This window comes from Zarconia sp., from assembly GCF_057467645.1.
In genome coordinates this window covers 1-14,040 of the sequence record NZ_JBRJXU010000095.1, presented here as the reverse complement: position 1 = coordinate 14,040, position 14,040 = coordinate 1, and the positions used below count along the sequence as shown (strand labels likewise).

General features: G+C 52.1%; 6 protein-coding genes. 2 read left to right on the top strand and 4 right to left on the bottom strand.

The features are described from left to right. Positions 1-95: 95 nt before the first annotated feature. On the bottom strand, positions 96-1,016 hold the full coding sequence (gene argF / locus AC2215_RS14135) for an ornithine carbamoyltransferase (RefSeq protein WP_486810656.1): 921 nt from the start codon (positions 1,014-1,016) through the stop codon (positions 96-98). 304 nt (positions 1,017-1,320) lie between these two features. Here argF and AC2215_RS14130 point away from each other — a divergent pair, with 304 nt between their 5' ends. Beyond that, on the top strand, positions 1,321-6,690 hold the full coding sequence (locus tag AC2215_RS14130; protein ID WP_486810655.1) for a trifunctional serine/threonine-protein kinase/ATP-binding protein/sensor histidine kinase: 5,370 nt from the start codon (positions 1,321-1,323) through the stop codon (positions 6,688-6,690). A gap of 211 nt (positions 6,691-6,901) precedes the next feature. Here the strand turns inward: AC2215_RS14130 and AC2215_RS14125 are convergent, their stop codons facing one another. Continuing rightward, entirely contained in the window at positions 6,902-7,702 is an 801-nt protein-coding gene (locus AC2215_RS14125; RefSeq protein WP_486810654.1) for an RNA-guided endonuclease InsQ/TnpB family protein, read from the bottom strand. Positions 7,703-8,018: 316 nt separating this feature from the next. Here AC2215_RS14125 and clpB point away from each other — a divergent pair, with 316 nt between their 5' ends. Next, on the top strand, positions 8,019-11,183 hold the full coding sequence (gene clpB / locus AC2215_RS14120; RefSeq protein WP_486810653.1) for an ATP-dependent chaperone ClpB: 3,165 nt from the start codon (positions 8,019-8,021) through the stop codon (positions 11,181-11,183). A 73-nt stretch (positions 11,184-11,256) separates the two neighbouring features. Here the strand turns inward: clpB and AC2215_RS14115 are convergent, their stop codons facing one another. Next, positions 11,257-11,406, bottom strand: coding sequence for a hypothetical protein (locus AC2215_RS14115; RefSeq protein WP_486810652.1), 150 nt, complete (start codon positions 11,404-11,406; stop codon positions 11,257-11,259). Positions 11,407-11,466: 60 nt separating this feature from the next. Further along, positions 11,467-14,040 (bottom strand): CHAT domain-containing protein (locus AC2215_RS14110; RefSeq protein WP_486810651.1); only part of this gene is annotated, 2,574 nt, incomplete at its 5' end.

The window sequence follows — 14,040 nt, the reverse complement described above, 5'->3', positions numbered from 1 at the left end:
TGACTTTCAACTTATGACTTGCGAACTCAAACCCGATCGCCCCATACCACCGATTTACCACGATTCAGAATGGGTTGGGAAGGGGGTTAACAGACCTAAACGGCCCCCAGAAGACTGGCCAGAAGTGCTTTTTGAGCGTGCATCCGATTTTCCGCTTGGTCCCAAACCCGTGACTGAGAACCTTCGATCGCCCCGTCGGTAATTTCTTCCCCCCGATGGGCCGGCAGACAGTGCATGACGATCGCCTTCGGATCGGCTTTTGCCAGTAGTTCCTCGTTGAGTTGATAGGGTTGAAACTTGGGAATGCGGCTGTCGGCATCATCTTCTTGCCCCATACTCGCCCAGACATCGGTATAGAGGACGTGAGTTCCCGTTGCCGCACTGACGGGATCGTTGGTGACCGCGACTTCCGTGCGTCCCCCAGCCAGGGCAGTCGCTTGGTCGACGATCGCCGCATCTGGCTCGAATCCTGGCGGAACCGCCACCCGCACGTTCACCCCCATCATGGCACAACCGAGGAGTAGGGAGTGCGCTACGTTATTGCCATCACCGACATAGGTGAGGGTAGCATCGGTCATGTCGGGGAAGTTTTCCTCAAGGGTGAGCAAATCCGCCAGGGCTTGACAGGGGTGGGCCAAATCCGTGAGGGCGTTGATAACGGGGATGCTAGCACGCTTGGCGAAGGTTTTTAAATCTTCTTGCTTGAAGGTGCGAACGGCGATCGCATCGAGATAGCGATCTAATACCCGTGCCGTATCGGCCAAGGGTTCTCCCCGGCTGACTTGGGTAACGCTGGGATTGAGATCGATGACTTGACCCCCCATTTGGTACATGGCAACGGAAAAGCTGACTCGGGTGCGGGTGGAAGCCTTGTAGAAGAGGAGGCCCAAGACTTTAGAACACCGAGGTTCGATCTCCGAAGCTTTTACCTGAGCGGCTAAGTGTATCAGGTCTCGTAACTCCTCAACGCTCAGGTCTGCTAAACTCAATAAGTCCCTTCCTTTGAGTGTATTCATATTATTTCTAGTGTGGATGACATCAATTGGGGGTGCGTTTATTTTTGGCTCGCTTGTTCCGTAACACCCCAAGCGCTGAGATTGGTAAACTATACCACAAGATTCCCATCTAACTGAGTTGAACTTATACTTCAAGATAGAAGCGGGAATGTTGCTCGAGTTGTCCCGTGTCTAGCATTGCTCAACTCCAATTCTCTACTTTTTGATTTTTGACTGAATTCCCCTCATTGAACTAGTCCGTTGAGTCGGCTTGCCGGGCCGAAAACTCTAACGCGGTTTTACCCTCAGATTGCCTCTGGTCTCTATGATTTCTTTCCTGCACTATCAGATCGTTGAAGCCATTTATCAAAGTAAAACAACAGCAGTCTATCGAGGTTATCGCCAACCCGATCGACTTCCCGTTGCGATTAAAACATCTATTTCCGATTATCCACCGATTGCTGATGTGGCGAAGCTTAAATACGAATATGAAGTCGTATCTTCCCTCAAAAGTGACGGGGTGATTCAACTTTACAGCCTGGAAACCGATCGCAATCGCGTGGCTTTAATTGAAGAAGATTTTGGCGGTCGATCGCTCGATTCTTCAATCGTCCTCGAGTCTTTAGAACTGCTCGATTGTTTGAAAATTATTGGGCAGGTGGCGAAAACGTTGCATGATGTTCATCAACATAACATTATTCATAAAGATATTAAACCGCAAAATATTTTGTTCAATCGAGACAGTGGGGTTGTCAAACTCGTAGACTTTGGGATCGCCTCCCGATTATCGCGAGAAACGGCAGTATTGACCGATCCCCATATGTTTGAAGGGTCTCTTGCCTATATGTCTCCCGAACAAACCGGACGCATGAATCGTGCCATCGACTACCGCACGGACTTTTATTCCTTAGGGGTTACATTCTACCAGCTTTTGACAGCCAAACTGCCATTCGATTCCACCGATCCAATGGAATTAATCCACTCTCATCTTGCCAAAGTTCCCGCTCTTCCCCATCAAATTTGTCCCCACATTCCGCCACCGATTTCTAAAATTGTGATGAAATTGCTCTCGAAAACGGCCGAAGAGCGATATCAAAGTGCGTTAGGACTGAGTGCGGATTTACAAATTTGTATCGAGAAGTTGGAAAGGGAAGGACGGATTGCACCTTTTTCGATCGGTCAGCAAGATCGTTCGAATACATTGCAAATACCCCAAAAACTTTACGGTCGCGATGAAGAAGTCTCTCGAGCACTTGAAACCTTTCATCGAGTGAGCTTGGGAGCGACTGAATTTATGGTAATTTCTGGATATTCTGGAGTGGGAAAATCTGCTTTAGTGCGCGAACTTCACAAACCGATCGTCCAGCAAAATGGGTATTTTACCTTGGGAAAATTTGAGCAATTTAAACGAAATGTTCCCTATTGCGCTCTCGTTCGGTGTTTGTCGGAATTGATTCGACAAATTCTAACCAAAAGTACGCCCCAAATTCAAGTGTGGAAAAATAAAATCCTCAATGCTGTGGGCGAGAACGGACGAGTGTTAAGCGATCTGGTTCCAGAAATCGAATTGATTATCGGAACGCCACCGGCATTAACGGCTTTAAGTGGTTCGGAATTGCAAAATCGCTTTAATACTGTGTTGAAAAATTTTTTTCAACTTTTTGCCGATCGTCAACATCCTCTCGTGATTTTTTTAGATGATTTGCAATGGGTCGATTCATCATCGCTAAAATTTATCGAATATTTGGCTAAATCTACCTCTATCTCATACTTAATGATAGTGTTCACCTATCGTGCAAATGAAGTTGGGGAGGCTCACTCTTTTATATTCACTTTGGATAAATTTGAAAGAAGTGAAATCCCCATTCATAGAATTCATTTAGAAAACCTCAAAATTACTCAAATCAAAAATATTCTAGCCGATACATTTAAGGTGCCTATCGATCGAGTTCGCTCTTTGGCTAGTCTTATCTTTGAAAAAACTCAGGGAAATCCTTTCTTTATTAATCAATTTTTAGATGCACTATACCGAGAACATATTTTATATTTCGAGACGCGATCGGGTGAATGGACGTGGGACATTCAGAAGATTCAACAAATAAAAATATCAGATAATGTCGTTGACTTAAATATTAAAAAACTAAAAAGTCTTTCAATTGAAACTCAAAATATTTTGATGTTAGCATCATGTATTGGCAATCGATTCGATCTCAAAATGCTTTCGATTGTCAATCAGCGAACGATGAGTGAAACGGCCATGCAGTTATGGGAAGCATTACAAGAGGGGATAATTATCCCTTTAAACAACAACTATAAAATGTTAATGTTTCCGAATGCCCAGGAAGAGCGTTTAGAACCCAATTTATTTCCCGTTTCCTATAAATTTTTACACGATCGAGTTCAACAAGCTGCGTACTCTTTAATTTCAACGGAAATCCAGACCGATATTCGTCTCAAAATCGGTCAGCTACTGCTGGGGCAAACCCCCGCGGAAGAGTTAGAGGAGAAAATTTTTGAAATTGTCAATCAACTGAATGTTGCCATTGACTTGCATCGAACACCTGTCGAAAAAATTACACTAGCCCAGTTGAATGAAATGGCAGCCCAAAAAGCCATAGCGGCGGCCGCCTACGAACCCGCTTTAAACTACTTAAATCTTGGAATTTCCGTTCTATCAGAAGAGAGTTGGAAGACCCATTACGAATTAACCGTCCAACTTTATCTCAACGCCATTGAAGTCAATTTTGTGATGGGGAACTTTGACGAAGCCAACCGCCGAGCGGACATCGCATTAAAGCAAGTCAAAACGACCTTCGATCGCGCTCGAATTTACAAACTCAAGGTCACTTTTTACGGTCTGCGCCAGCAAATGTACCCAGCCATCGATCTGGGATGGCAAGCCATCGGGATGCTTGGATTTGAGATCTCTCCCCCATCATCGATCGAAACCTCCGATTGGCCTTCACCCCAAGATCTCAAAGACTTACCCCCCTTAACAGATGAGGGCGGGGTACTGGCGATGGAATTACTCACCGAAGCCAGCTTGTGGGCTTACTGGGTCGACGTTCGCACCCTCGAACAAATTGTCACCGCCCAACTCGAGCTCGGTCGCACCCACGGCTACTCCCCCCATTGCGCCATGGCTTATATCTGCTGCGGCGCGATCGCCTGCGGTCTGCACGACGATTTGCCAACAGCCACTCGCTGCGCCCAACTCGCACTGACCCTCGTCGAAGGCGATCGCTTCCTTCAATGTTCGATCGATACCATTTTCGCAGCCAATATCGCCCCCTGGCGAGAGCCAATTCGAGAAAGCCTCCCGGTTCTGCTCGATGCCATTCAAGTGGGACGGGAAACGGGGCATCTGGCCGGGGTGGGTCTTGGGGCCGTGGAATACTGCCACTATCTCTTTTGGGCGGGGGACTCCTTGCTCGAGATCGAGTCCGAGCAAGCCAAAATTCTCAGTTTGTTGCGAGAACTCCAACTCGAAAGTGCCCTGACCGTTGCCGGGATTTGGGGGCAACTGGTCTTAAATCTAGCTCGCGAGGAGTCTTGCGAGATCGTCGATCCCTTGTGTTTGGTGGGGGTTGAATACGACGAAACCGCAATGCTGCCAGATTTATATCGGGCAAAAAACCGGGCGGCTCTGTGCTGCCTCTACATTGCGAAAACTATTTTGGGCGCGATTTTCAACCACCCGTCTCAGGCCTTAGAAAACGCCCAGCGCGCCGCCGAACAAACCGACGCGATGGTGGGATCGATCGCGATCGCCACTCGCAACTTTTACGAGTCTCTGGCCTTGCTCGGATGTAGCGCCCTCGACGATCGCAGCCAGCTACGAATGCAATATCTGGCGCGGGTAGAAACCAACCAAAAACGGATGAAAGTCTGGGCGAACTCGGCTCCGGCCAACTACCAACATTGTTACGAACTCGTCGAAGCCGAGTTCGCCCGAGTGCTGGGGCAACCCCTTCAGGCGATGGAGTACTACGATCGCGCCATCGAGTCCGCCGCACAAGCCCGGTACTTGCGAGAACAGGCTCTCGCCAACGAGTTAGCCGCTCGTTTTTACTTTTCCTTGGGGCGAAATCAAGTGGGTAACCTGTATCTCAAAGAAGCCGCTCGCAGTTATGGCCTGTGGGGCGCAAACCGCAAAGTGGCAGCCTTAGAAGCCCAATATCCCCAACTCGCTCGAGTCCGAGCCGATCGAACCCGCAGCGATGGCTTCGGCAACGACTCTCCCCCCGTTCACAGTACCTTTCGCGGTCACCAAACCAATACCCTCGATTTCGCCACGGTGATGAAATCCTCCCAGGCCCTATCCGGTGAAATTCTCCTAGAAGGGTTACTCGATACCTTGATGAAAATCGTCCTCGAAAATGCCGGCGCTCAAATGGGATTTCTGATTTTCGTCAAAGGCGATCGCCTCACCATCGAAGTGGCAGGTTCCGTGGAACTCGATCGGGTGGCCGTGCGCTACTCCCTCCCCGTCGAACAAAGCCAGCAGTTACCGGTTTCGATCGTCCACTACGTCGCCCGAACCCAAAAATCTGTTCTCCTCAACGATGCAACCGCCGACTCCAACTTCGTCACCGATCCCTACATTCAAGAGTACGAACCGAAATCGGTGCTGTGCGCCCCCATTCACAGTCAGGGCAAACTTATCGGTTTGGTGTATCTAGAAAATAACTTAGTCTCCGGCGCATTTACCCCCGATCGCCTCACCGTCTTGACCCTCCTGTGCGCTCAAGCAGCCATCTCCCTGGAAAACGCCACCCTCTACCAAAACTTGCAGGAATCCGAAACCCGAGAACGGGAAAAAAATACCAAACTGCAGGATTCTCTAGAAGAACTCCAACAAGCCCAATTGCAACTGGTGCAAAGCGAGAAAATGTCTGCCCTCGGTCAGCTCGTTTCCGGCGTCGCCCACGAAATCAACAATCCCGTCAGTTTCATCGCCGGTAATATTACCCTGGCTCAAAACTACCTCGAAGATTTGAGCGAGCACCTCGACCTCTATCGCCAAGCCTTCCCCGAACCGGGTGCGGAAATTGAAGACAATGCCGAAGATATCGATCTCGACTACCTGCTCGAAGATGCCCCGAAGTTAATCGAGTCGATGAAAGTGGGAACCGATCGCATTCGCCAAATCAGCCAGTCGTTACGCACCTTCTCGCGATCGGATACCGATGCTAAAGTGGCCGTCGATATCCACGACGGCATCAAAAGTACCCTGTTGATTTTGAAACACCGCCTGAAAGCCAACGACAAACGTCCGGCGATCGAAATCATGGAAGAATACGGGGATTTACCGGCCATCGAGTGCTACGCCGGTCAACTCAACCAAGTTTTCATGAATCTGATCGCCAATGCCATCGATGCCCTCGAAGATGCCAACGAAGGACTCAGCTACCGGGAAGTCGCCGCCGATCCGAATCGGATTACCATCATCACTGCCATCAACGAAAATTCAAAGCGGGCGATCGTCCGGATTCGGGATAATGGGGCGGGAATGACACCAGAAGTACGGCTCAAAGTGTTCGAGCGTTTGTTTACCACCAAGCCCGTGGGACAAGGAACCGGATTGGGGCTATCCATCAGCCATCAGATCGTCACCCAAAAGCACGGCGGCCACCTCAGTTGCGAGTCCACCCCTGGGGTGGGGACGGAATTTACGATCGAGATTCCGATGTGAGCCAGTTGCTCTTTATCTTTCCCGGAATCGGGAATCGCTCGGACACCGGGCAGTTGGGTCTTTGGCATACATTCTTGACACTCCCCGCTCGCGCATAGACGGGGATTCTCCGGACTTTAAGCCCGAATATCCTCGTTTACAACTAGTGCTACGAGGTTCCTGCCCCGATTCCGTTCGCCAGCAAAACTGGCGGAATCGTTTCTGACAAGCGTTACTTTCCGAGAGTCCCCCGGTAGTATCTTCGATTGATTTCGCCCGAAGACAAACCCCGCACGTTCAAGTCTTCCACCACAACCGCATCAACTTTTCGATGGGCTTGGTTGGCAACCTTCCACAGGTAGGAATCGCGTTTCTGGGTGGCTTTACGATGTAGCTTCGAGACTTCCACCGCAGCCTTTGCCCGGTTACGAGAACCCTTGGCTTTCCGACTCACTCGTCTGTGACGAATTCGCAACCGTCTGCGGGTCGCTTTATTTGTGGCGAACCTGGGGTTCTCAGCAAAGCTACCGTCACTGAACGAAGCGAGTTGGTTGATGCCGAGGTCTACACCCTTCGCACCTTTGACATCAGCCATTGGAAGCTGAGGTACATCGTCGGGAACCGTCACCAAAACGGACATGTACCACCCGTCTACCTTTTTGGTGATGGTGACGCTACCCCGCTTCAATCCTTCCATAGAGCGGGAATCGTGGAACCGCATCCAACCGATGAAGGGTAGGTAGACTTTGCTGATGCGGTGTTTGCGATCGCGGCGGTCAAACTCCGTTGGTTTGTACGCGAAGCTTGTAAACTGGTGCGCTCTTTTGAACGTGGGATACCCACCCAGCCCCTTATAGAAACGGCTAAGGGCTGCATCTAGGCGAGCGAGGTTACGCTGTAGAACGTCAGAGTGTACCCGCTTTGCGTAGCTATTACATTTCCTAAACTGGGTTAAAGCTTTACTCTGAATACCACCCGGAGAATCCCAAGAAGTCTTAGACGGCTTGACCACTTCGCCCGTTTTCCGATCCACCTTGGCTCTGGTGGTCTTGGTTAAGGGAATATCAAATGGTTGTACGCCATGCTTACGAACGGGACAAGTCAGAGTACAACACAGCGCACCAAACACCTCGCGAGAATCGAGATCCCAGTGAGCGCCATCGGTGTAAGGTTAGCGTCGGGAGTATGTCACGAGGAAGTCAAGGAAGTCGTCACCCATGCCCCCTCGTAGCGATGATGAACTTTGAGTTGGGTCCGGTGAGTGGATTCATGGCACAGGTCTATTATAGTTATATGTAACCTTTTTTTAAGAACGACTCAAAAGCCTCTATTACCGCGAAGGAGCGACCGTGCAGCCAACCGACCATACTCAATTCACCGATAAAGCCTGGGATGCGATCGTCAATTCGCAAGATATCGCCAAGCGCTACAAAAACCAGTATTTAGAGGTGGAACACGTGGCGATCGCCCTGCTCGAACATGCGGATGAGTCCCATCAAATTCTCCAGGCGGTAGGGGTAGATGTGGAATCGTTACTCCCCCAACTCGACTCCTTTGCCAAGCGCCACCCGAAATTGATGCGCATCGAGCAACTCTATCTGGGGCGCAACTTGGATATCATGCTCGATAAAGCTGAGGAAGCGCGACAAAACTTCCAGGCCCAACAAATCGATGTCGGTCATCTGCTGCTGGGATTTGCCGAGGACGATCGCATCGGACGGCGGGTGCTGAAAAATTTGGGGGTCGACCAATCCAAACTCGCCGCAGCCATCGAACGGGTGCGCGCCGCCACTCAGGCGAAAAAAGCCAAGAAAGCCAAAAAAGCCAAAGCTGAAGAAGAGGAAAATCCCCTCGAACGCTACGGACGGGATTTGACAGAAGAGGCGCGGGCGGGAAAACTCGATCCAGTCATCGGGCGAGATGAGGAAATTCGCCAAACCATCGGCATTCTCTCCCGTCGCCGTAAAAATAACCCGGTTCTCATCGGCGAACCGGGGGTAGGAAAAACCGCCGTTGCCGAAGCCCTCGCCCAGCGGATCGTCAACGGCGACGTGCCCGAATCCCTGAAAAATCGCAAACTCATTTCTTTGGATATGGGGAGTTTGATTGCCGGGGCGAAGTTTCGGGGGGAATTTGAGGAACGGCTGCGATCGGTTCTGCGAGCGGTGACCAGTTCCGGGGGACAAATTATCCTGTTTATCGACGAACTCCACACCGTCATCGGCACCGGTTCGGGGGGGTCTCAGGGCACCATGGATGCGGGGAACCTGCTCAAACCCATGCTCGGTCGGGGGGAATTGCGCTGCATCGGGGCAACGACCATCGAAGAGTTCCGCAAGCATATCGAAAAAGATAAGGGGTTAGAGCGGCGGTTTCAACAGGTCTACGTCGGTCAACCCAGCGTCGAGGATACGATTTCGATTTTGCGCGGGCTGAAGGAACGCTACGAAGTCCACCACGGGGTCACGATTATCGATTCGGCCCTGGTGGCGGCGGCGACGCTGTCCAATCGCTACATTACCGATCGCTTTTTGCCCGATAAGGCGATCGATTTGGTGGATGAGGCGGCCGCAACCCTGAAAATGGAGATTACCTCCAAACCGGCGGAACTCGAAGATATCGATCGTCGGGTGATGCAGTTGGAGATGGAAAAACTCTCCCTGGAGGCAGAGGAAGAGCGCTCGGGGGCGGGGGTCAATACTGCATCCCAAGACCGTTTGGGTCGCATCAACTCGGAAATCGAGCAACTCAAAGACAAGCAACAGCAACTCACCTCTCGGTGGCAAACGGAAAAGCAACTCCTCGATGCGATCGCCCACCTGAAGGAAGAAGAAGAACAACTGCGGCTGAAAATCGAACAGGCGGAACGCAAATCGGAGTTGGAGTTGGCGGCGCGGCTGAAATACGGGGAACTGGCCGTCGTCCAGCACGATCGCGAAGCCCGAGAAGCGGAACTGCTCAAATGGCAATCCTCGGGGATGTCCATGCTGCGCGAAGAAGTAACCGACGCGGATATTGCCGAAATCGTCGCCAAGTGGACGGGGATTCCCGTGAATCGCCTCCTGGAGTCGGAACGGCAAAAACTGCTCCAACTCGAAGCCCAACTTCACCAACGAGTGATCGGTCAATCGGTTCCGGTTGCTGCGGTTGCGGCTGCCATTCGTCGCGCCCGCGCCGGGATGAAAGACCCCGGAAAACCCATCGGTTCCTTCCTATTTATGGGGCCAACGGGGGTGGGGAAAACTGAACTCGCCCGGGCCCTCGCCGCCTCCCTCTTCGACGATCGCGATGCCTTGGTGCGTATCGATATGTCGGAATATATGGAGAAGCACTCTGTCTCTCGATTGGTGGGGGCACCTCCGGGATACGTGGGATTCGAGGAAGGGGGGCAACTCTCGGAAGCGATTCGCCGCCAGCCCTATTCGATTCTCCTGTTTGACGAGGTGGAAAAGGCTCACCCGGATGTGTTTAATATTCTCCTGCAAGTCCTCGACGACGGACGCATCACTGACTCTCAGGGTCGAACCGTGGATTTTTGCAACACCGTCATCGTGATGACGAGCAATATCGGTTCCCAGCATATTCTGGAGGTTTCGGGGAAAGAAGAGGATTACGAAGAGATGCGATCGAGGGTGTTCGAGGCGCTGCGATCGCACTTCCGTCCGGAATTTCTCAATCGAATCGACGACTTGATTCTCTTCCATCCCCTGAGTAAGAACGAATTGCGCGATATCGTCGCCATTCAAATCAAACGCATCGAACGGCTGCTGGGAGAACAGAAAATTACCATCGAACTCACCGAGGCAGCCACCACCTATATTGCCGATGTGGGTTACGATCCGGTCTACGGTGCCCGTCCCCTGAAACGGGCGATTCAGCGGGAATTAGAAAATCCCCTCGCCACGAAACTGTTGGAATTAACCTTTGGAGAAGGGGATACGATCGCCGTCGATTGCGTTGATGGCGTTCTTACCTTCGAGAAGAAAAACCCCTCGATGCGAGAACCCCAACCGGAACCCGAATCGGAACCCGAATCGGAACCCGAATCGGAACCGGCAGTGGCTGTGGAAGTCGAAGTCGTCGGGTCAACCAATGGTGCGATCTCCCCTGAAGTGTTGGATGATGACATGTGGGTTCGATCGGACCCGATCGAAGTCTTCGATGAGTTCCAACCTCTAGACCCCCCTGCAAATGACCGCGAGTCTGAGGTGGGGCGCGAAAATTCCGCCGGGTTCGGCGACTCTGAGGAGATTGGGGAAATCGAACCGGATACAGGATATATAGATGAATCGATGGTTTCTAACGGGTCTGGGAACTCTGAAGAGATTGAGGAGAGCGAACCCGAGACGGGGTTTGCCAACGAGTCGATTGTTCCTGAGTGGCGCGGGGACGCCCAAGAGACTCGCGACATCGAATCGGATATGGACTTCCCAGAGGAATCGATCGCCCCTGAGTGGCCGAGAAAATCGAAAGACACCGATGAGATGGAACCCGAGACGGGATTTTTAATCTAATTTCACTGCCAAAACCGATCGCGGGCGCTCTATCGTCGGGAGTGGCGTAGCCGCAACCAATGACGACGAGCATCTAGTCGTTCACACTACCAAACGTCAGTTTTGCTACCGCGACGTCGACGGGATGCCGACTCTGGGTGAGATTCAGGCGGTTGGCAAGCCTCTTGATGAGCGAAGCGATCGCACTGGCTACATCTGGTTGCTGGGGAGCAAAGTACTTCATCCCGATTCCCCATTCCCCATTCCCCGCCCTCACCGGAAACAGTCTTATCCAAAACTGACGTTACCAAGGGCTGCCAATGGTGGTAAATGCCGACCAATAGTAGGGATGGGAGAGATCGCGATTGCCGATGGTGGCGAGTTCTGGGGGCAGGGTAATATTGCCGCGCACCCCAGAACGGCGCAATTCTCCCGATTCTAAGCTGATATGTCCGCGAATCATGGCAAGTTGCGCTTGCCGCAGGGCCTCGGCTTTAATATTGGTTTCCCCCAGATAGCTGTAGAATTCCGTCATCAGGGCGAGGGTTCCTTCATCGCTGACGTACCACAAACTCGCCAATGCCGATTTCACCCCAGCGGCGATTGCCAATCCGGCAAATCCCAACTCCGCTTCGGTACTGCCCACGGCGGTGCGGCAGGCACTGAGGACTAACAGTTCCACCGGGGGGTTGTTCCAGCCTAAATCCCGCAGTTCGTCCAAACCGAGTTTTTCATCCCACAGTTGAATGTAGGAGTTACTCGGATCGCCGGGTTGGAACTCGCCATGGGTGGCGAGATGGACGATGGGGTAGGGGAAACGCTGACGTTGAGAAATCAGGTTTTCTCGAGTAAAGTCTTCGTTGATAAACGCCGACCCCTGCCAAACGTGCTCGGTAATGCTGTAGAGTTCCACCGGAACCGCCGGCAGGGGTTGGAAGTCTGTAAATTCGCTTGCCCCCATCCCTAAAGCGTGGGTATCGTGGAGCGAGCGATAACGCGGATCGACTAAACTCATACTGGGAATTAAGCTGAGGCTGTAGTTTTCGATCAGAAATCGATCGCCGTCGTGGAGGGCGGCAACCGGTAGGGTACGCAATCCCTCATCCATGGAAAACAGTAGCGTATCGATACTCGCCTCTTCGAGGGTGTCTTGGAGGGGGGCAATCAGCCAAGTATGGAGTTTTTGAGCGCTGGCGAGGTAGCGCGTGGAATTGCGAAAGCGAGGGTTCGTGAGGGTACGGCGCAATTCCCGTCCGGCGGCGAGAACTTCCTCGCGGGAGACTTCGGGCACGACTTTTCGAATGGGAACGCCATCGGCGGTAAAAACCACTAACTCCACTTGGTTGGGGAGGAGAGTGACGTAAACCACTGCAGAATGATTTCCCGTTTGTTCGGTAATGGCTGCGAGGGCTTCTCGGGGACTTGCAGCAAGGGTCGAGGTCAGTTCGTCAGAAACGAGGGAACGATATGCGCTGCTGCGGTTGCTATCGATCCGGGCAATGGCTTGAGCATCGATCGAGGAACTCTCATAGTAACCGCCATCAAATCTACCGGCAAAATCCTCGCCATCGAACTCGCGATTGCGATCGCCCCCACCCTCTCCATCGCCTTCGTCATTCTGGGATTCATCGCCATTTAAATCGCCGCTGGATTGGGAAGATTCGTCGCCATTGCTGTCCCTTCGACTGATACGTTCGTTGCTATTGAAATCGCTACCAGATTGGGAAGATTCGCCGCCATCGCCGTTCCCCTGACCGATGCCATCGTCGCTACTGAACTCGCCACCGGCATCTCCCGTATCGAACTTCGAGTCACCATCAAACTCGCCCGGGTCGTTCAAAACGTTATCGTCTGCCAGTGTCGGGGCTTGGGCATCGGAGGAAGCGTTGTCGGAATTTTCAAATTCGGTATTTTCGGTCATGGAGAAGTCGTTCTCCAAAGACTCGGTTGTGGTTCCAGTGGTCTGCAAGTTGTCATAAAATACCCGAACGCCATCGGAGGCTGGCGAGACGACGAACAAATCGATGCGCAGGGGTTCGTTTTGAGTTCCGATCGCCCCAGAGGTTTGGAAAAAAGCAGCACTGGCCGAAATAACGGCATTCGCGTCCGATCGCAAGATATTACCGCCATTGGCAAAAATATCTACATCCCCTCGGGTTTGCAAGTTACCCACCACGACGTTACCCACCGCACCCGCCGAACCGATTTCGAGGGTAATGTTTCCATCCCCAGCATTCAGAATCGTACCGGGGGCTTGGTCGATATTCGCCGCACCGGGGTTGCGCAGTCCGGCGGCGGCATCGACATTATTGGCACGCAAGATAATATCGCCGTTACCGCTAGACGTATCGATATCGGCATCGATATTAATGCTGCGTCCCGCCCGTAGTTCGATCGATCCGGGGATAACGATCCCTGGTCCCCCGTCGCGATCTTCTGGGGTGTTCGTCGTACTAATCGTAATATCGTCGTTGGCACTTAGGATAACATTGCCGTTTAAGTTTTGGAAATCGTCCGGTGTTGCGGTAGGTTGCTCTCCACCATCGATCGTGTCGCCACCCATATCTATGGCATCCCCACCGCCAAGGCTGTCTCCCATATCCATGTCTCCACCGCCAAGGCTGTCTCCCATATCTATGGCATCCCCACCGCCAAGGCTGTCTCCCATATCCATGTCTCCACCACCGAGGCTATCGCCCATATCCATCGACCCGCCATCTATGGTGTCGCTACCCATATCCATGTCTCCACCACCGAGGCTGTCGCCCATATCCATGTCTCCACCGCCGAGGCTATCGCCCATATCCATCGACCCGCCATCTATGGTGTCGCTACTCATATCCATGTCTCCACCACCGAGGCTGTCTCCCATATCCAT

Bases quoted from the DNA above. Each gene is read 5' to 3' on its own strand.
- argF (WP_486810656.1), bottom strand. From the start codon at position 1,016: ATGAATACACTCAAAGGAAGGGACTTATTGAGTTTAGCAGACCTGAGC.
- AC2215_RS14115 (WP_486810652.1), bottom strand. From the start codon at position 11,406: ATGAAGTACTTTGCTCCCCAGCAACCAGATGTAGCCAGTGCGATCGCT.
- AC2215_RS14130 (WP_486810655.1), top strand. From the start codon at position 1,321: ATGATTTCTTTCCTGCACTATCAGATCGTTGAAGCCATTTATCAAAGT.